Source organism: Shinella sp. (assembly GCF_049651085.1).
GTDB lineage: Bacteria > Pseudomonadota > Alphaproteobacteria > Rhizobiales > Rhizobiaceae > Shinella.
Genome location: NZ_JBASBL010000022.1, coordinates 258,026 through 277,026 on the forward strand (window position 1 = coordinate 258,026; position 19,001 = coordinate 277,026).

18 protein-coding genes, 1 pseudogene and 1 riboswitch are annotated in these 19,001 nt (G+C 64.8%); of the genes and pseudogenes, 2 read left to right on the top strand and 17 right to left on the bottom strand.

Annotation, left to right across the window (positions count from 1 at the left end):
- Nucleotides 1-123 precede the first annotated feature (123 nt).
- The 11 genes from phnE (WA950_RS15685) to phnG all read right to left on the bottom strand — a co-directional run bounded on the left by phnE (WA950_RS15685) (nt 124) and on the right by phnG (nt 9,907).
- The gene (gene phnE, locus WA950_RS15685) at nt 124-1,626 is read right to left on the bottom strand and encodes a phosphonate ABC transporter, permease protein PhnE (protein WP_424552642.1); all 1,503 of its coding nucleotides are present in this window, start codon (nt 1,624-1,626) and stop codon (nt 124-126) included.
- Between the two features lie 9 nt (nt 1,627-1,635).
- The gene (gene phnE, locus WA950_RS15690) at nt 1,636-2,598 is read right to left on the bottom strand and encodes a phosphonate ABC transporter, permease protein PhnE (RefSeq protein ID WP_424552643.1); all 963 of its coding nucleotides are present in this window, start codon (nt 2,596-2,598) and stop codon (nt 1,636-1,638) included.
- Nucleotides 2,599-2,700: 102 nt separating this feature from the next.
- Nucleotides 2,701-3,606, bottom strand: a complete 906-nt coding sequence (gene phnD, locus WA950_RS15695) for a phosphonate ABC transporter substrate-binding protein (protein ID WP_424552644.1) — start codon at nt 3,604-3,606, stop codon at nt 2,701-2,703.
- Nucleotides 3,607-3,684: 78 nt separating this feature from the next.
- Nucleotides 3,685-4,533, bottom strand: a complete 849-nt coding sequence (phnC, locus tag WA950_RS15700) for a phosphonate ABC transporter ATP-binding protein (protein ID WP_424552645.1) — start codon at nt 4,531-4,533, stop codon at nt 3,685-3,687.
- Between the two features lie 153 nt (nt 4,534-4,686).
- On the bottom strand, nt 4,687-5,301 hold the full coding sequence (locus WA950_RS15705; protein ID WP_424552646.1) for a DapH/DapD/GlmU-related protein: 615 nt from the start codon (nt 5,299-5,301) through the stop codon (nt 4,687-4,689).
- Nucleotides 5,298-6,005: a phosphonate C-P lyase system protein PhnL gene (gene phnL, locus WA950_RS15710; RefSeq protein WP_424552647.1), complete on the bottom strand. Its 708-nt coding sequence runs from the start codon at nt 6,003-6,005 to the stop codon at nt 5,298-5,300. Before phnL ends, WA950_RS15705 begins: the two co-directional genes overlap by 4 nt.
- A gap of 65 nt (nt 6,006-6,070) precedes the next feature.
- Entirely contained in the window at nt 6,071-6,847 is a 777-nt protein-coding gene (gene phnK / locus WA950_RS15715; protein ID WP_424552648.1) for a phosphonate C-P lyase system protein PhnK, read from the bottom strand.
- On the bottom strand, nt 6,844-7,728 hold the full coding sequence (locus WA950_RS15720) for an alpha-D-ribose 1-methylphosphonate 5-phosphate C-P-lyase PhnJ (protein WP_424552649.1): 885 nt from the start codon (nt 7,726-7,728) through the stop codon (nt 6,844-6,846). The genes phnK and WA950_RS15720 overlap by 4 nt, the downstream gene beginning before the upstream one ends.
- Nucleotides 7,725-8,825: a carbon-phosphorus lyase complex subunit PhnI gene (locus WA950_RS15725; protein ID WP_424552650.1), complete on the bottom strand. Its 1,101-nt coding sequence runs from the start codon at nt 8,823-8,825 to the stop codon at nt 7,725-7,727. Before WA950_RS15725 ends, WA950_RS15720 begins: the two co-directional genes overlap by 4 nt.
- A 3-nt stretch (nt 8,826-8,828) precedes the next feature.
- Nucleotides 8,829-9,437, bottom strand: coding sequence for a phosphonate C-P lyase system protein PhnH (gene phnH / locus WA950_RS15730; RefSeq protein WP_424552651.1), 609 nt, complete (start codon nt 9,435-9,437; stop codon nt 8,829-8,831).
- Nucleotides 9,437-9,907, bottom strand: coding sequence for a phosphonate C-P lyase system protein PhnG (gene phnG, locus WA950_RS15735; protein WP_424552652.1), 471 nt, complete (start codon nt 9,905-9,907; stop codon nt 9,437-9,439). The genes phnH and phnG overlap by 1 nt, the downstream gene beginning before the upstream one ends.
- Nucleotides 9,908-9,998: 91 nt before the next feature.
- Between phnG and phnF the strand changes: the two genes are divergently transcribed.
- Complete coding sequence (gene phnF, locus WA950_RS15740) at nt 9,999-10,742, top strand: phosphonate metabolism transcriptional regulator PhnF (protein WP_424552692.1); 744 nt, start codon at nt 9,999-10,001, stop codon at nt 10,740-10,742.
- Here the strand turns inward: phnF and WA950_RS15745 are convergent.
- The 6 genes and pseudogenes from WA950_RS15745 to WA950_RS15770 form a co-directional block, all read right to left on the bottom strand.
- Nucleotides 10,739-11,521, bottom strand: coding sequence for a class I SAM-dependent methyltransferase (locus WA950_RS15745; protein WP_424552653.1), 783 nt, complete (start codon nt 11,519-11,521; stop codon nt 10,739-10,741). The two genes, phnF and WA950_RS15745, sit on opposite strands and share 4 nt — an antisense overlap.
- Nucleotides 11,521-12,327 (bottom strand): ABC transporter ATP-binding protein, encoded by an 807-nt coding sequence (locus WA950_RS15750; RefSeq protein WP_424552654.1) that lies wholly within the window; start codon nt 12,325-12,327, stop codon nt 11,521-11,523. The genes WA950_RS15745 and WA950_RS15750 overlap by 1 nt, the downstream gene beginning before the upstream one ends.
- Nucleotides 12,324-13,292, bottom strand: a complete 969-nt coding sequence (locus WA950_RS15755) for a FecCD family ABC transporter permease (protein WP_424552655.1) — start codon at nt 13,290-13,292, stop codon at nt 12,324-12,326. The genes WA950_RS15750 and WA950_RS15755 overlap by 4 nt, the downstream gene beginning before the upstream one ends.
- Nucleotides 13,293-13,348: 56 nt before the next feature.
- Entirely contained in the window at nt 13,349-14,389 is a 1,041-nt protein-coding gene (locus tag WA950_RS15760) for an ABC transporter substrate-binding protein (RefSeq protein WP_424552656.1), read from the bottom strand.
- A 153-nt stretch (nt 14,390-14,542) separates the two neighbouring features.
- Nucleotides 14,543-14,773: riboswitch (cobalamin riboswitch) on the bottom strand.
- A 368-nt stretch (nt 14,774-15,141) separates the two neighbouring features.
- Nucleotides 15,142-16,348, bottom strand: a pseudogene (locus WA950_RS15765) (NAD(P)-dependent oxidoreductase); the annotation flags it as partial.
- A 98-nt stretch (nt 16,349-16,446) separates the two neighbouring features.
- Nucleotides 16,447-17,241: a helix-turn-helix domain-containing protein gene (locus tag WA950_RS15770; protein WP_424552657.1), complete on the bottom strand. Its 795-nt coding sequence runs from the start codon at nt 17,239-17,241 to the stop codon at nt 16,447-16,449.
- 141 nt (nt 17,242-17,382) lie between these two features.
- On the opposite strand from WA950_RS15770, the gene WA950_RS15775 reads away from it, so the two are divergent.
- Nucleotides 17,383-18,966, top strand: a complete 1,584-nt coding sequence (locus tag WA950_RS15775; protein ID WP_424552658.1) for an ABC transporter substrate-binding protein — start codon at nt 17,383-17,385, stop codon at nt 18,964-18,966.
- The last annotated feature ends 35 nt before the right edge of the window (nt 18,967-19,001 follow it).

A 19,001-nucleotide genomic window follows, 5' to 3' on the forward strand; every position in this document is an offset into this window, starting at 1 on the left:
GTCTATCGAAAAAGGCGGCGGCGGATCATGAAGGGATTCGTGTGGCAGCATCATGCCGCCACACCGGCTCTTCCGTTTTCCGCATTTCCCGCAAGCAGACCGCTTGGCACTCTTTGGACTTGCTCAGTGCGCCGGCTTGCCCATCAGGCGTGAACGCAGCGCATTCGATATGCCGTCGAAGACGAACACGACGATAAGGATCAGAAGCACCATATAGGCAACGTTCTCCCAATCCGAGTTGGTGCGCATCGCTTCCCACAACTTGAGGCCGATGCCGCCCGCGCCGACGGCGCCGATGATGGTCGCGGAGCGGGTGTTCGATTCCCAGAAGTACAGCGCCTGGGAGGCAAAAAGCGGCATGACCTGCGGCAGCACGCCGAAGCGCTGGACCGCGACGGGCGAAGCGCCCACCGACTTCACGCCCTCACGCTGCTTGTCGTCGATATTCTCCAGCGCCTCGGAATAGAGTTTTCCGAGCGTGCCGGTATCCGTGAAGAAGATCGCCGACATGCCGGCGAGCGGTCCCGGACCGAAGGCGCGGGTGAAGAACAGCGCCCAGATCAGCATGTCGACCGAGCGCAGGAAATCGAAGAGGCGCTTGGTGACCTGGTTGGAAATCCAGCTGCGCGTGATGTTGCGCGCGGCAAGGAAGGCGAGCGGGAAGGCGAGCAGCATTGCAAAGAGCGTGCCGACAAAGGCCATGACGATGGTCTGGAGCAGCTTGGTCCAGACGTCGAGATGCTGCCACTCGCTGTTGTAGAGGATGTTGTCCCAGGCGAGCGAGAGGTTCGACTGTTTCGGATCGATCCGGTCGCCCGACGTGATCAGCGAGACGACCTCCGGTGTCGGCTTGCCATGGAACGGCGAATTCGTGTCGAACAGGAAGTTCGCCCAGCCGAGAAAACGCTTGCGGATGCTGACATCGTCGGCCTCGATCTCGCCCCAGCCGGCGAAGCCGAATGAAAGCGTTATCTTCCCGCCCGGTGCCTTCTGCGTCGCCCAGTCCGGAAGCTGGCCTTCGACCGTCATGTCGGACCCGTCGGTGTTGACGGCCAGCGTCTCGCCGGCGTGCTGGACGGTAACTCGATCCGGCACGATCTCCACGCTGGTCGATGAATTGAGCGTGATTTTCGCGCGCTTGACCACGTCCTCCTCACGCGTGGCCGCCGCCGCCAGCTCATCCACCGCTGCGGCCGAGCCGCCGATGACGGCGCCTTCGCCCATGAAGCCCATCGATGCGGGTTTCTTGGCGGCCGTGGTCGTCGTCGCTGCGGCGGGTATCGTGCGGGTCATCGTGCCGCGCTCGATTTCCACCCAGTCCGGCTCGGCATTCGGCCCGAGCGGCGAGAAGCGCGGATAGGTCAGCTTCATCGCTCCATCGGGCGCGATCTTCACTTCCGGGCGAACCTCGTAGGACACCCAGTCGGCAAGATAGGTGCCGGCGATGTTCCAGTTGGCCGTGCCGAGGACGTGGCCTATTGCGAAAAACCACCAGCAATAAAGTGCATAGAGCACGAAGCCGCCGGTGAGGATGGCAACGCGAAAACGCTGCCAGAACGAGCGGTGGAAAACGGCAGGATGGCGTGCCGCGATCTCATCCATCTGAGCGGGATTGAGGGTCGTCATGGCGCACTCCTATTGGGCAAGCCGGAAGGCATGGTCGCCGACGAGCTTGCGGCGCAGCCATGCGGAAAACTGGTCGACGGCGATGATGGTGATGAGCAGCAGCAGCACGATCGCAAGGGTCTTTGCCTGGTGACCCTGGCCGATGGACAGGCGCAGCAATTCGCCGATACCGCCGCCGCCGACGGCGCCGATGATGGTCGAGGCGCGCACGTTGATTTCGAGACGCAGCAGGAAGTAGCTCATGAAGTTCGGCATGACCTGCGGCACGATGCCGAACCAGACGCGCTCCACCCAGCTCGCGCCGACCGCGCGGAGCCCCTCCTCCGCCTTCATGTCGGCATTCTCGACCACCTCGAAGAAAAGCTTGCCGAGCGCGCCGACCGTGTGGATCGATACGGCGATGACGGCCGGCAGCGGCCCGAGCGAGAGAATGGCAAGGAAGAAGCCGGCAAGCACGACCTCCGGGAAGGCGCGCAGGATCTCCATGAAGCGACGCACGAAGCCGCGCAGCAGGCGGTTGGCGACGAGGTTCTTGGCCGCCAGGAAGCAGAGCAGGAAGCCGAAGACCATGCCGATGATGGTAGAGAAGAGCGCGATGTTCAGCGTCTCCAGCATCTTGTGGAAGTATTCCGGCACATAGAGGCTCTCGGTGATGTAGAGCCGGCCTTCAGGATAGTTGTACTTGAAGCTGCCGTCGTCATAGGGCGACGGGAGGTCGAAGAGGGCGCGGAAAACCTCAAGGCCGTCACGCGGCACCATGTCGCCGATGAAATCGAAGAAATAGGGCAGCCGGTCGAAGAATTTTCCGGCATTCGTCTCGTTGGCGAACCAGAGCGACCCGGAAAGGGCGACGGCAAGAATGACAAGGCCGAGCCACGTATAGAGACGACGGCGCGCGTTCAGCTCCTGCCAGTGCCGCTCGATCAGAGCGCCCTTCTCGCTGAAGCCGTCGTGAATCGTGTTCAAGGCCATGAGTTGTTCCGTCAGGGTGTGAGGGACGTCGTGGTCATTTCAGACGCCCGGAAAAACAGAGACGCCGGCCGGGACGCGGCCGGCGTCGATGTCAGCGCGGGATCAGCCGCCGATCGTCGCCTTGCGGGCGTCGATGATCGGCTTGTAGAAGTCGACATTGACTTCCGTGAACGCGGTGAAGTCACCGCCCATGACGGCGGCGAAGCAGGCTGCGTCCTTCTTGGGCAGGTCGAGCATGAACTGCTTGAACTTCGCCTTGGTCTCGTCGGCCATCGCGGAGCGAACGACGATCGGGCCGTTCGGGATGAGCGGCGACTTCCAGAGTTCGACGAGGTCATTCATGTCGAGAATGCCCTTCTCGACCATCTTGTGCAGGTTGCCGGAGGTGTAGCCTTCCTTCCATTCGCCAACGCCCGAACCGAAGGTCGTGCCGGCGTCGAAGGTGCCCTTCAGCACTTCGAGGACGAGGTTTTCGTGACCGCCGCCGAAGCCGGTCTCAGCGAAGTAACCCTTTACCGGGCCACCGATAGCGTCCGGCAGCGTGACGAGCGGAACGAGGTAGCCGGAGGTGGAGTCCGGGTCGGCGAAGCCGAGCTTCTTGCCCTTCAGGTCTTCGACCTTGGTGATGCCGGAATCCTTGCGGGCGACCATGATCGAGTGGTAGCCGGTCGAGCCGTCGGTCTGGACGGTCGTCAGGATCGGCTCGACGGCGTTTGCGTTTGCGAGGTAGATCTTGGCAAAGCCGGAAGCGCCGAGTTCGGCGTAGTCGAGCGTGCCGCCGAGGAGGCCCTGGATGACGCCGTCATAGTCGGCGGCCGGGAAGAAGGAGACCTTCTCGAAGCCGAGTTCGGCCTTCAGGTGATCGCCGAGGCACTGGTAGTTGCGCAGGCGGTCGGCTTCGTTCTCGCCGCCGATGATGCCGACGCGAAATTCCTTGAGGTCTTCAGCCTGGACGTGGCCGGCAAGCGCGATGAGCGCGACGGCGCCGAGAAGGGCTTTCTTCAGCATGATCTTTCTCCTGGTTGACCGGCTCTGCCGGACTGGAAGGTAATGACCCTTTACGCGGGTCCCTCGATCCCGAACCGGTCAGAGACCGGCCAGTGCCAGCGGTGTCGGGCTGGTGGATTCCTTGATGTTGTCCTGGCGAGCCGGGTTGCGGATGGCCGTGGAGGTGACGCTTTCGTCGATCTCCGCGCCATCGGCGCCAGCGCCGTAGATCGTGCGCACCGCCTCGGCATCGAGCTCGCGCGCCGGGCCGTCGAAGACGACGCGTCCGGCGGACATGCCGATGATGCGCTCGCAATAGGCGCGCGCCGTGTCGAGCGTGTGCAGGTTGGTAATGACGGTGATGCCGTCGCGCTCGTTGATGTCGCGCAGCGCGTCCATCACGATCTTGGCGTTCAGCGGATCGAGCGAGGCGATCGGCTCGTCGGCAAGCAGCATCTTCGGGTTCTGCATGAGGGCGCGGGCAATCGCCACGCGCTGCTGCTGGCCACCGGAGAGCGTGCCGGCCGGCTGCAGGGCGGTTTGCTCGATGCCGAGCCGCTCCAGCGCCGCAATCGCCATGATGCGCTCTTCCCGGGTGAAGAGATTGAGCACGCTCATCACCGTCGAGCGATGGTTGAGGCGGCCAAGCAGCACATTGGTCAGCACGTCGAGGCGCGGTACCAGGTTGAACTGCTGGAAGATCATCGCGCAGTCGCGCTGCCAGTTGCGCAGGCTCGCGCCGCGTAGCGACGAGACTTCTACCTCGTTGAAGTGGATCGTGCCTTCGCTCGGGTCGGCGAGGCGATTGATCATGCGCAGCATGGTGGACTTGCCCGCGCCGGAGCGGCCGATGACGCCGACCATCTGGCCCTGCGGGATATCGAAGGTGACGTTGGCGACCGCGACGCGTGTGCCGAAGCGGCGGGTAACATTCTTCAGTCGGAACATGGCGGATCCCTCTTCCTTAACTCTCGGCCCAAGGCTGGGTCCTGTCGCTTTCGGGACTGGCTCTAAACGCTGTTGATGAAGGGGCGATGTCAGTTTGATGTCGGAAAAATAACAGTCCACAGGCCTGAAAATCCGGCATTCGAATGGGTGATCTCAGCCGTCGTGACGGCTGAGGAAGGCTTCTGCGTCAAGTTTGCGGAAGTCGTCGAGAGCGGAACGGAGCCGGGCGTGATCCCAGTCCCACCAGGCAAGTTTTTCCATGCGTTCGGCAATGCTTCGCGGGAAGCGTTCGCGAATGACTTTCGCCGCGACACCGCCGACGATCATGTATGGTTCGACGTCTTTTGTGACGACCGCGCCCGAGCCTATGACAGCGCCGTTGCCGATCGTGACACCCGGCAGGATCGTCGATCCGTGGCCGATCCACACGTCATGACCGATGGTCACGCGATGATCGCGCCGCCAGGAGAAGAAATCCGCTTCCTGGTCGGCATCGGGCCAATAGTCGTTGGCGCGATAGGTGAAGTGGTGCAGCGTCGCGCGCCACATCGGATGGTTCGTCGCATTGATGCGCACCGAAGCGGCGATGTTGGCAAACTTTCCGATCGTCGCGCACCAGACCGAACCGCCTTCCATGATATAGGAATAGTCGCCGATCTCCGTTTCGCTGATACGGCAGTTTTCCGCGATCTCGGTATAGCGGCCGAGCGTGCTGGCGGACATGGTTGCCGTCGGATGGATCAGCGGCGTTTCGGACAGTCTGGTCATGCGACGGCCTTTCGCGGCGAGAAGGCCGAGACGTCGATGATGCGGTCGGCGGCCTTTTCGCGCACGTCCTCGTCATGGAAGATGCCGAGCAACGCCACGCCGGCCGCCTTCTTCTCCGCGATCATCTCCACGACGACGGCGCGGTTCTTCGCGTCGAGCGAGGCGGTCGGCTCGTCGAGCAGCAGGATGCGGTGGTCGGTGATGAAGCCGCGGGCGATGTTGACACGCTGCTGCTCGCCGCCGGAGAAGGTGGCGGGCGGCAGTTGCCAGAGTTCGCGCGGCAGGTTGAGCCGGGCAAGCATCGCCTCGGCCGCTGCCCTGGCCTCGAGCGCATCCACGCCGCGGGCGGCAAGCGGCTCGGCCACCACATCGACGGCTGCGACACGCGGTACGGTGCGCAGGAACTGGCTGACATAGCCGAGCGTGATGCGCCGGACGGCAAGGATGGTGCGCGGATCGGCGGTTGCAAGGTCGAGCAGCTTGCCTTCGTGATCGACAAGGATCTGGCCGCTGTCGACGCCGTAGTTGCCGTAGACCATCTTGAGCAGAGAGCTCTTGCCGATGCCGGACGGGCCGCCCAGCACGACGCATTCGCCTGCCTTCACCGAGAAGGCGACATTCGACATCACCGGCAGGCGGATGCCGTCGCGAAGATACATGGTGAAGCTCTTCGCCACTTCGGAAACAACGAGAGGGGTCGGCATGTCATTTTTCCTTTTGACGCATGGTCTTGTGCGAAAACCGGGTTCCACTTTTCGGGACCATGCTTTCAGACCTGCAGGATCGAGGAGACGAGGAGCTGGGTATAGGCTTCACGCGGATCGTCGAGCACGCGGTCGGTCAGGCCCTGCTCGATGACGAGGCCGTCCTTCATCACCATCATGCGGTGGGAGAGAAGGCGCGCCACGGCAAGGTCGTGCGTGACGATGATCGCCGAAAGGCCAAGGTCCTGCACAAGGCCGCGCAAGAGATCGAGCAGGCGGGCCTGCACCGAGACGTCGAGGCCGCCGGTCGGCTCGTCCATGAAGATGAGACGTGGCGAGGTGACGAGGTTGCGGGCGATCTGCAGACGCTGGCGCATGCCGCCGGAGAAGGCGCGCGGCTGGTCGTCGATGCGGTCGACGCTGATCTCGACGCGACCGAGCCAGTTGCCCGCCGTCTCGCGGATATTGCCGTAGTGGCGCTCGCCGACGGCCATCAGTCGCTCGCCGACATTTGCGCCGGCCGAAACCGCCATGCGCAGGCCGTCCGCCGGGTTCTGGTGCACGAAGCCCCAGTCCGTGCGCATCAGGAAGCGGCGCTCCGCCTCGCTCATGCGGGAAAGATCGCGCATCCCGCCATCGCGCATGCGGTACTCGACCGCGCCGGAAGTCGGCATCAGGCGGGTGGCGAGGCAGTTGAGCAGCGTCGTCTTGCCGGAGCCGGATTCTCCGACGATGGCCAGCACTTCGCCGGGCCAGAGATCGAAGGACACGTTCTGGCAACCGATGCGGGCGCCGTAGAACTTTGAAATGTCACGGACTTTGAGAAGCGGCGTGTCGTTCATTCGGCAGCCTCCTTGTTATAGGCCAGATGGCCGCGATGGCCGTTGGCGCAGCGTTCCTCGCAATGGTCGGTGTCCGAGCAGACGAACATCCGCCCGCCCTTGTCGTCGAGCACCACTTCGTCGAGATAGACATTCTCCGCGCCGCAGAGCGCGCAGGGCTTGTCGAAGGTCTGGATCTCGAAGGGATGGTCCTCGAAATCGAGGCTGACGACGTCGGTATGCGGCGGCACGGCATAGATACGCTTCTCGCGGCCGGCGCCGAAGAGCTGGAGCGCTTCCGACATGTGCATCTTCGGATTGTCGAATTTCGGTGTTGGCGACGGGTCCATGACGTAGCGGCCCTCCACCTTCACCGGATAGGCATAGGTCGTCGCGATATGGCCGTTGCGGGCGATGTCCTCGTAGAGCTTGACGTGCATCAGGCCGTATTCTTCCAGCGCGTGCATCTTGCGTGTCTCGGTCTCGCGCGGCTCGAGGAAGCGCAAGGGTTCGGGGATCGGCACCTGATAGACGAGCGTCTGGCCGGCGCTGAGCTTCTCTTCCGGGATGCGGTGGCGCGTCTGGATGATCGTCGCTTCGCGGGTCTTCGTCGTCACCGCCACATTGGCGACCTTCTGGAAGAACGCGCGGATCGAGACGGCGTTGGTGGTGTCGTCCGCGCCCTGGTCAATGACTTTCAGCACGTCCTTCGGTCCGAGGATCGCCGCCGTCACCTGCACGCCGCCGGTGCCCCAGCCGTAGGGCATGGGCATTTCGCGCGAAGCGAAGGGCACCTGATAGCCGGGGATCGCGATCGCTTTCAGGATCGCGCGGCGGATCATGCGTTTCGTCTGTTCGTCGAGGTAGGCGAAGTTGTAGGTCGCCAGTTCTGCCGTGCTCATTCTGCGGCCTCCGGAAGATCGATGTTCTGTGCGTCGTCATATTCGCGCCGCATGCGGCGCACGAGGTCGAGCTCGGCCTGGAAATCCACATAGTGCGGGAGCTTCAGGTGCTCGACGAAGCCGGTCGCCTGCACATTGTCGGAATGGGAGATGACGAATTCCTCGTCCTGCGCGGGCGCCACGATGTCCTCGCCGAATTCTTCCGCGCGCAGCGCCCGGTCGACGAGCGACATGGCCATGGCCTTGCGCTCGCTCTGGCCGAAGACGAGGCCATAGCCGCGGGTGAATTGCGGCGGGTTCTTCGCCGAGCCCTTGAACTGGTTGACCATCTGGCACTCGGTGACCTGGATGCGGCCGAGCGAGACGGCGAAGCCGAGTTCCGGCATGTCCAGCTCCACCTCGACCTCGCCAATGCGCACTTCCCCGACGAAGGGGTGGGTGCGGGCATAGCCGCGCTGGGTGGAATAGCCGAGCGCCAGCAGGAAGCCTTCGTCGCCACGGGCGAGCGCCTGCAGGCGCAGGTCCCGCGCCATCGGGAATTCCAGCGGCTCGCGCGTGATGTCCCCGGCGACATGGCCCTCGGGCATATCGCCGTCGTCCTCGACAAGGCCTTCGCCGGCGAGAATGTCGGAAACGCGCATGACAGGCTCGCCGGTCTCGTCCCGCTCCAGTGGTGCATCGACCGGTTCGTCCGTCAGCAGCGAGGGATCGAGCAGGCGGTGGGTATAGTCGAAGGTCGGCCCGAGAAGCTGGCCGCCCGGAAGATCCTTGTAGGTCGCCGAAACGCGGCGCTCGATCAGCATGTTGCCCGTCTCGACCGGCTGCGAATAGCCGAAGCGCGGCAGCGTCGTGCGATAGGCGCGCAGGATGAAGATCGCCTCGATCATGTCGCCGCGCGCCTGCCGGACGGCAAGCGCGGCGAGCGCCCGGTCGTAGAGCGAGGCTTCCGCCATGACGCGGTCGACGGCAAGGCCGAGCTGCGCGACGATCTGATCGATGCCGATGGCCGGCAGCGCGCGGTCACCGCGGCGGCGGTCGGCGAGAAGGCGGTGGGCGTTGGAGATGGCGGCTTCGCCACCCTTGACGGCAACGTACATGGTTCAGGCTTCCTTCACGCGAAGAACGGTGGTGCGCGGCAGGCACAGGATCTTGTCGCCGGCGACGAGGATCAGGTCGACGCCGCGCGGAAAACCCTGCCGGTTCTCCGACCAGAAATGCGCAAACATGTCGGGCAGGCCGACGGGCGCGATTTCTTCCTCGGTGCGGATGCCCGGACCGGTCAGAACCAGCGGGCGGCCACCCTCGAAGGCGTCGATCTCGACGAGCAAGGTCGTCGAGCGATCCGGATATTCCTGTGTCCCCTGTGCGAAGAGGCAGAGGTTGGGGAGCATCGCGCCCTTCTCGATGAAGGCGAAGCGGGCGTTCTGGCGCTCGTCGGTGACGGTCGCACCGGCATTGAAGGCGAGCCAGCCGGGCAGCGCCGATGCTCCAAGCGTCTGCGTCAGCCAGACGGGCGTGTCATGGTCGCAGAGTGTGAGGGCAATGGCTCCGCTGGCCGCATTCAGGGGCTTTGGCGGCGTGGCGATGGCGGTCACATGACCGATCGTGCCGGGCCGCGCCATGCAGTCCATCAGCGTGCGGAAGACGGTCTGGGCCTCGAGAACCGGCTCCTGGAAGCCGCCGGCAAAGGCAAGTGTATCTGACATCATCAGTCCTCTCCGCGAACCATGGTGAAGAAATCGACGCGGGTGGCCGCCGTCTGGCGCGCCTTGGCTTCGTCCTCGTCCGCAAGGCGGGTGGCGATGGCGGCAAGCAATCCCTCCACCTCGGCCTTGCGGGCCGGCTGCTGGAAGAGCGCATCGAAAATCGCGGCAAGCCGCGACTTGCTTCCGTCGGTGCCGAGCGCCTGGCCGTGGCCAACGGTGCCGTCCTCAAGGCGGATGCTGGCGCGGCTCACGGTGGCCTCGCCAAGATTGAACGGCGCACCGCCGCCGCCGATACGGCCACGTACCATGACGAGGCCCGTTTCGGGGCCGCGCACGGGCTGCACGGCCGGCTTCTCGCCGAGCCCGTTCCAGGCCTCCTGCAATTCCGCCCGGCTCGCCTTGGCGAGCAGGCCCATCGCCCTCTGCCGCTCAGCGGCCGCGCCGCCTTCGGCAAATTTCTGAATTGATGCCATTGCCTCATCTCCAAATGTCTATTAGTCTAGACAATTACACATCTAAGTCTCGTCTTAATGAGGCCGGATGACAAGGGTGTGACAGAGGGCAATCGCGGGGGCGAAAATGGTGGAACGGCAATCGGGCGTGGCGCTCTGGCGGCAGATCGCGGATCGGATGCGCCTTGCGATCAACAATGGCGACTTCGATGAAGCCGGCATGATGCCGCCTGAAATGGCGCTGGCCAGCCGCTTCGGCGTCAACCGGCACACGGTGCGCAGCGCCATGGCCGCACTGGCCGAGGAAGGCATCGTCCGGCCGATCCAGGGTGTCGGCACGCGCATCGAGCGGCGTGATCGCCTGCGTTTTCCCATCTCCCGCCGCACCCGCTTCTCGCAGGGCCTCGGCGACCAGACGCGCGATCTCGAAGGCAAGTTGCTGGGATCGGCGACGGAGGTTGCGCCTGCCCTGGTGGCGGAAGCACTCGGGTTGGCGACAGGTTCGCTTTGCGTGCGTCTCGAAACCGTCAACAGCGCGGACAAGCGGCCGGTCTCCTGCGGAACCCACTATTTTCCGGCTGACCGTTTCGAGGAGATTGCCGCCGTCTTCGGTCGGACACTATCGATCACCGCTTCCTTCCGGGAACTTGGCGTCGCCGACTATGTGCGCCGGTCGACGGAAATATCGGCCGTTCATGCCGAGGGTGACGACATGCGGCACCTGAAGCTTTCACCGGGCGCCATCATCCTCGTGGCGGCAGCTGTGAATACCGATCTCGATGGCCGGCCGATCCAGTTCTCCCGCACGCGCTTTGCCGCCGACCGTGTCAAGCTGACGGTGGAGCCCGATGCCTAGGCGGGCTTGCGGCAACTGAGGATGAAACGGCGATAGAGCAGCGTGCGCAGCTTGTTGCGCAGGTCGGCCGTACTGCGCTGGGCGGCTGCGATCGGCGCATGGGAGCCGATCGTCATGTCGGCAAAGCCGGCGGCTTCGAGCAGCGGCAGCACGCGCTCGGCGGTCAGCCCGTCGCCGAAGGGCAACCGCTGCATGATGCTGGCATGCCGCTCGCTCATCGCGCCGTCATAGTGCGGATCCGTGCCGATGAACCGGTCGACCACTGCGATGGCACGGCTTGCCAACCGGCCGAGACGCGTCGGCGCGGCCCAGTCGCCATCGAAGAACAGCAATGTGCCGCCCGGCTTCAGCATGCGATGCCATTCGGCAAAGGCCGCGTCGGGCGTCGTCAGCGTCCAGACGAGATGGCGGCAGACGATGGCGTCGTAACTTTCGTCCGGCTCCATCGGATTTTCCGCGTCGGCGAGCAGGAAGCGCAGGCCCTTCGCTCCGGCGTGCTTTCTGCGCGCGACCGCCAGCATCGCCTCGGAGAAATCGAGCGCCGTCACCTCATGGCCGAGCGAGAGCAGCAGCCGTGTCACCTCGCCCGTGCCGCAGGCAAGCTCCAGAACGCGGCGGGGTGCCGGGCCGAGGCGCTCGCGGATCGCCGCCGCCCAGGCGTCGAATTCCGGTCCTTGCGGAATACGGTGGCCGAAGGCGAGGTCGAATGTCTCGGAGCGCCGCGACCAGTATTCGCGGATATCTTCCTTGAGGTGGTCGTTGGAAATCCGACCGTGCATCACGTCCCCTCGCCCGCGACGAGTTTCAGCCGCGGCGGCCGCGGATCGGGGCGGTGGTAGCGGATGAAGCAGCCGTCTGCACTGTCCCGCTCGACATCGACGGTGACGCCGAAGACATCGGCGAGGCGCTGGGGCGCTAGTACCTTGCCGGGCGCGCCGAGCGCGACGACCCTGCCGCCCTGCATGACGGCGATGCGGTCGCAGAACATGGCGGCGTGGTTGAGGTCGTGCAGCGCGGCGACGACGGTGAGCTCCTGTTCGCGCACGAGCTGAAGCAGGCCGATCTGGTGGCCGATATCGAGGTGGTTGGTGGGCTCGTCGAGCAGGAGGATGGGGGCCTGCTGGGCGAGCGCGCGGGCGATATGCAGCCGCTGCCGCTCGCCGCCGGAGAGCGTGTGCCAGAGCCGGCCGGCGAAATGCGCCATGTCGACCTCTTCCAGCGCCCGTTCGACGATGGCGTCATCCGCCCGCGACCACGGCGTCAGCGGCCCGAGATGCGGCGTGCGGCCAAGTTCGACGGCCTGCCGCGCCGTGATGCGCTCCGTCGTTTCGGCCTGCTGCTCCACGAAGGCGATGCGCCGGGCGATCGCCTGCCGGCCATGGGCGGAAAGCGGCTTTCCGTCGAGCGTCACCGTTCCGGTCTGCGGTTTGCGGATGCCGGCGAGCAGCGACATCAGGCTCGTCTTGCCGGAGCCGTTCGGACCGATGATGCCGAGGAATTCGCCGGGACGCACGTCGAGCGCGACATCGGACAGGATGGTCGTGCCGCCGGCCGTCCAGCTGAGGTCGTGTGCCTGGAGCGTCACAGGGCGGATCTCCTCTGGCTGAGGATGAGCGCGAAGGCCGGTGCGCCGAACAGCGCCGTGATGACGCCGATGGGCAGGACCTGGCCGGGAATGATGATGCGCGAAAGGATGTCCGCCGCGATCATGAAGATCGCCCCGATCAGCGCGGAAGCCGGGAGCAACAGGCCGTGCCGGACACCCACCACCATACGTGCCGCATGGGGAATGACCAGACCGACAAAGCCGATCGAACCGACGATGGAGACCATGACCGCCGTCATCAGCGCGGAAATGGCGATCAGCACGATATAGACGCGGCGAACCGGAATGCCGAGCGAGGCGGCCGATTCCGTGCCGAAGGTGAAGGCGTCGAGGGCGCGGGCATGCCAGAGGCAGACGACAAGGCCGAGAATGGCGACCGGCAGCGCCAGCCAGACATCCGGCCATCGCACGCCGGAGAGATTGCCGAGCAGCCAGAACATGATGCCGCGCGCCTGTTCAGCGCTTGCAGCCTTGGTGACGATGAAGGAGGTGAGCGCGTTGAAGAGCTGCGAGCCCGCGATGCCGGCAAGGATGATCGCGCCGGTGCCGCGTCCCGCGCGCACGGCGAGCGCGCTGACGAGGCCGAAAGCAACCAGCGCGCCGAGAAACGCGCCGGCCGGCAGCGTCAATGCACCGGCGCCGATGCCGAGGATCGCCACGCTGACCGCACCGGTCGAAGCGCCGGCCGAGATGCCGAGAATATAGGGGTCGGCGAGCGCATTGCGCAGAAGCGATTGCAGAATGACGCCGCACAGCGCCAGTGCAGAGCCGCAGCAGGCTGCGACGACCGCGCGGCTCAGCCGATAGTTCCAGATGATGCCCTCATCGATGGGATCCAGCGCATAGCCGGCGTGCCAGAGGCGATTGGCCACCGTCTTGGCCACCACGTCGAGCGGTATCGCCGTTTCGCCGACGGCAGCCCCGACGCCGAGCGCGAAAAGCATAAGGACGAGCGCCGCAAAAGCGGCGCTCGTCCGAAGCAAAATGGGGCGATCGGTGCTCACTTTGCGAGACCAGCCTTCTCGATGGCGTCGGCGAGACGCTCGATGCCCTCGATCGTGCGGATCGTCGGGTTCATCGCCTGCGCGTCCATGTCGAAGACATAGCTGTTCGTGACCGCCGGCATCAGGCTGGCAACCGGATCGGTCTTCAGGAAGGTGAGCTTCGTCTCGAGGTTGTCGAGCGGATAGCGGCGGCGCTCCATCGAGCCGGCGACGATCATCGTCGGGGCGGCCTTGGCGATGGTCTCCCAGCCGACCGTCGGCCATTCGTCATCGGTCTTGATGATGTTCTCGATGCCGAGCGCCGACATGATGTAGCCCGGCGCGCCGTTCTTGCCGGCGACGTAGGGATCTGCATCGGCAGCGCTGGAGAACCAGAATACCGCCGAGAGCTTGCCGCCCACCGCCGCAACCTTCGCGCGGGCCGCCTCCTCGCGCTTCTTCAGGCTGGCGACAACCTCTTCGCCCTTGTCCTGCACGTTGTAGATCGCTGCAAGTTCACGGATCTCCTGGTAGACGAGCTCCATGGTGAAGACCTGGTGGCGCACGCCATCGCTTGCCGCGCTGTTGTCCTTGCCCACGCAATCGGACGGCGAGGTGTAGACGGGAATGCCGAGTTCCTCGAACTGCTCGGGCTTGGCGACGACGCCTTCCGGCCCGACCTGCCATTGAAACTGTACGGTGAGGATGTCGGGCTTCTTGCCGAGCACGCTTTCGAAGCTCGGGTCGTTGTCGGCAAGGCGATCGATCCTGGCGTTGACCTCCTCATAGCCCTCCAGCACCGGCCCGACCCAAAGCGCCGTGCCGACGACCCTGTCGGCGAGACCGAGCATATAGAGGATTTCGGTGGAGCTTTGCCCGATCGAAACGGTCTTTTCCGGCACCTTCTGGAAGGTGACCGGCCGGCCGCAATTCTCGAAGGTCAGCGGATACTGGGTCTCGGCGGCCTGAGCCGTACCGGACGAAAGGACGAAGGCCGTGGCGCCGGCCACAAGCGACAGCAGGGATGCAGCACGCGGCGCGGCAGCAGAAAGGGTCATGGGGTCTCCCGGATGAGTGAAAGCGGACGGCCTAGTCGGCGCGCCGACAGGAGCGGAGTGCGGACGGTCGGGAGAAAACGAATGGAGTTCTGCCGCTTGCGGCAGTTGGAATCGTCATGGCGTCTCCTGTTCCGGGCATCCCCGCCCGTGACTTGGATTGTTGCTATGACGGCAGGTCTCCTGGCTCACGGATATCTGCGACCTGTCTGCCTTCCCGCGGTAAACCGCAGTGGCATGACGCAAAACGCGTCCGGGGACAGGCGGCAATCCGCCTACAGTTGCGGGGGCAGCCACGGAATGGGTCCCTGTTGGGTCGTCCGCACCGTGTTCCCTATTAATCCCCTGGGAGTCATCCTTCAGGGAACCGTCGACCCATCCTTAGTCCGCGCCGCGCGGCAGCGTCAAGGCGGGAAGGCGTTCAGGCCTCGAAATCCCCGAAGACATCGCGCAGGCGGGTCAGCCTGCCCGACGCGCTCGCTGACCGCCCCGCCCATCACACGATGATATTGCTGAACAAAGGGCCACGATCGCGGCCGGTCAAGACTCTGCCGGCCCGTCCAGTCCCAGTGCTTCGATCAGGCTGCGCTGGCGCAGCAGGAGGTGGGTGAGCGAGGCGACGTCGCCTTTTGCCGGCTGGTGCGTCATGCCCTCTTCCACCGCCACGACGATGGCTTCGAGTGTGTCGGCGATCTCACGCGAAAGCGCATGCAAATCGACGAAGCGCGAATCGACCGCCGCTGCCGCCAGCGTCGTGATCGTCACCCGGCCGATGCCGCGTGGCGCTTTCGGGCCGCCATCGGTATAGGTCTCCGGCAGGTCGCCCTTGAGATTGGTGACGCGGCGATAGCGGATCACGTCGATGATCTGGTCGACGGCCTGGCAGGCGCCTGCAACACGGGAGGGGTGGTCCGTATCGGCCGCGGCATGCGGCAGGAGTTCCAGTTTTGCAGGATGACGCTCGGCGAGTTTCAGATAGGGCAGCATCGGCCCGCTGAGCACGCCGCTCGTCGCGCTCTTGAAGAGGTCCGCATCGATGGCCGCGTGACGCACCTGACCCGAGGCAAGCGCCCGGTCGAGCGCGGGGGCATCCACGACCTCGCCGCGGTCGTAGTTCACGACGACCGTACCGTGGTTCATCGCCGACAGCACCGCCTCACCGACAATGCCGGCATTGGCATAGCGGCGTGTCGCTTCGTCAAGCCGCCCGAGCCCGACATGGACGGAAAGCACATCGGCACCCGCTGCCGCTTCCAGCGGTGTCTCGGCAAAGGCGAAGCCCTCCGCCTCGATCCATTGCCGGTGTTTCGGGCGGGCGTAGATCACCACCTGCATGCCGAAGGCGCGGGCGAGCTTGGCCACCTCGCGGCCGATATTGCCGTAGCCGAGAACGGCCATTCGCTGGCCTTCCAGCTTGGCAGTCGGGTAGGATTTGAGATCGCGGCCCGTGTCGAAATCGCCGGCGGCAACGCGCTGGTGCAGGAGGTCGACCGGCAGGTCGGGCGTCACTTTCAGCGCGGCCTTCATCACCATCTGCGCGGTCGCGCGGCTGTTGATGCCCGGCGTGTTCATCAGGGGCGCAACGCCGCCCTCGCCATTGCCGCCGCCCCAGGAGGCCGAGCCCATATTGCCGGTGCCCGCGCCGATGCGCACGCCGCCAAGCGGGAAGACCGCCTGTTTCGGAATGAAGGTCGCGGCGGCGATCAGCGCATCGTAGCGGCCATCGGCCGTCTGCGCGATGATCTCGGCCTCGGCGCTGAGGTCCGGCTGGTAGAAGAAATGGATGCCTGCCGGCAGCGTCTCGCGCTGGTAGGCGCCGACGTGGAAGAAACCGCCCGCTCTCTCGATATGCGCCCGGACTTCGCCGGGGTCCGGCTCGCCGTCCGCATCGAACCGCAGGCCGACGAGGTCGGCAACCAGCACCCTGTATGCGCGCTGCGGATCATCGTGCCGCGCTGCGTCCTGCGCAGTTGTTTGTCTCGGTTGCATGGTGCCCCTCCCTGCTCTCTTCTTTTTTCGTAGGCGAGTTTGCCGGGCCGGGCAAGCGCTTGCCGTGCAGCCTATGTTCCGCTGAAGGGGATGGAGATGGCGGGATTTTCGTCCCGGTCGAGGAATTCGCGCACCGTCGGGGGAAGTTGCCGCGAGTTGGGCTGCAGCACGCCGCATCGGGAAAGCAGCAGACGCCGGTCGGTATCGGCGCCGAGGTAACGCCAGATGACGCGCGATGCATAGGGAAGGTTCTGCTTCCGCCAGGAAACGCCCAGCGTCATTCCCTTCAGATAGATGCGCTGGTGCGTTTCGAACGGCGTCAGGATTGTCTGCGCGATCATCGGTTCATGCCCGGTGCTGCGCTCGACGATGAATATCCGGTCGCGAAGAAAGGAGGCGAGACCGACATATTTCGAAAACTGCCGGATTTCATGTGGCCGGTCCTGAATGCGCTCGATGGATTTCACGCGCACCGCGCCTTCGTGCTCGTCCAGCCGGGCACAGGAGCAGACGACCATTCCCGGCCAGGAGAGCGACACGTGATAGGTCTGGTAATAGCCGAGATGACGGCGCAGGGATTGCAGGTTTCCGGGAAAGCAGGGGCTCAGCAGGTCCGCCCCGAAGGACCCGCCGCCCGCATTCATCAGGCGCTGCTCGAAGGACACGGGATCGAGCGAGAATTCGGCCGGGCGTACGCCGAAGAAGGCGGCGATCCGCGCCAGATTGTTGGGTGAAGGCGCCGCCTCCCCGTTCACATAGCGGTTGAACTGCTGCCGGTTGATGCCGAGCTGCCGGCAGATTTCCGATACCGACTTTCGGGTGCTGCAGGCGTGGCGAAGATTGCTCGAGAATGGTGTCGATTGCATGTTTGGCTCCCGGATGAGGTGAGCGTAAAGCAGCGTAAAAAAGCGTCAAGTCGTGAAATTCTCACCCGGCCCGATGTTCGCTACGACTTGTCCCATGGCTCCGGTGGTCCCGGGGCACTCAAGAAACGGGGAACCAACGACATGACGCGCATTTGGAAGCCTGATGCAACATCCGCCAGCGGCCTCAATCGCCGCGAGTTCCTCGGCAGCGCCGCCGCCTTCGGGCTGTTGGCCGCAACGGCAACGAGCTTCGCGCCGGGCCGCGCTCTCGCGCAGGAGCCGAAGCGCGGCGGGCACCTGAAGCTTGGCCTGAAGGGCGGCGCGGCGACGGATACGCTCGACCCTGCCGGTTACAGCGCCGGCGTCGCCTTCGTGACGGGCCGCTGCTGGGGCGATACGCTGGTGGAATCCCATCCCGATACGGGCGTGGCCGTGCCGGCGCTTGCCGAATCCTGGGAGGCATCCGCCGATGCCGCGACATGGACCTTCAGGATCCGCAAGGGCGTGCAGTTCCACGATGGCAGCCCGATGAGCATTGCCGACGTTCTCGCCACGCTGAAGCGCCATTCGGATACGGGCTCCAAGTCGGGCGCGCTCGGCCTTCTCGGCTCGATTAAGACCTTCGAGGACAAGGCCGGCGATCTGGTGATCACGCTTGCCGAAGGCAATGCGGACCTGCCGTTGATCCTGTCCGACTACCACCTCATCATCCAGCCGGGCGGCGGCGTAGAAAACCCGAATGCGGCCATCGGCACGGGCCCCTACAAGCTGACGTCCTTCGAATCCGGCGTGCGCACCACGTTCGAGAAGAACCCGAACGACTGGCGAAGCGATCGCGGTTTCGTGGACAGTGTCGAAATCATCGTCATGAACGACACCACCGCGCGCATCGCGGCGCTATCGTCCGGCCAGGTCCACTTCATCAGTTCGGTCGAGCCCAAGACCGTCGCGCTGCTGAAGCGCGCACCGATCGTCGAGATCCTCCAGACCGGCGGCAAGGGCTTCTACAGCTTCCTGATGCACTGCGACACTGCGCCCTTCGACAACAACGACCTGCGCCTTGCGCTGAAATATGCCATCGACCGCCAGGAGATCCTCGACCGGGTGCTCAGCGGCTACGGCACGCTCGGCAACGACTATCCGGTCAACATGGCCTATGCGCTTGCCCCGGAGGGTATCGAGCAGCGCGCCTACGATCCGGACAAGGCGGCCTTCCACTACAAGAAGTCCGGCCATTCCGGCCCGGTCCTCCTGCGCACGGCCGAAGCCGCCTTCCCCGGCGCGGTCGATGCCGGGGTGCTTTTCCAGGAAAGCGCGAAGAAGGCCGGCCTCGCCATCGACGTCAAGCGCGAGCCGGATGACGGCTACTGGACGAACGTCTGGAACGTCCAGCCGTTCGCGGCCTCCTACTGGGGCGGTCGCCCGACGCAGGATTCGCGCTACTCGACGTCCTATGTCACGAATGCCGAATGGAACGACACGCGCTTCAAGCGCGCGGATTTCGACAAGCTGGTTCTTCAGGCAAGGGCCGAACTCGACGATACCAAACGCCGCGAGCTCTACAGGACGATGGCGCTCATCGTGCGTGATGAAGGCGGCCTGATCCTGCCCGTCTTCAACGACTATCTCAACGCCTGCACCAAGCAGGTGAAGGGCTATGTCCACGATATCGGCAACGACGTCTCCAACGGCTATGTCGCCAGCCGGGTGTGGCTCGACGCCTGACACCCTCCCTCCATGTTCATGACCGGTTGCGGCCC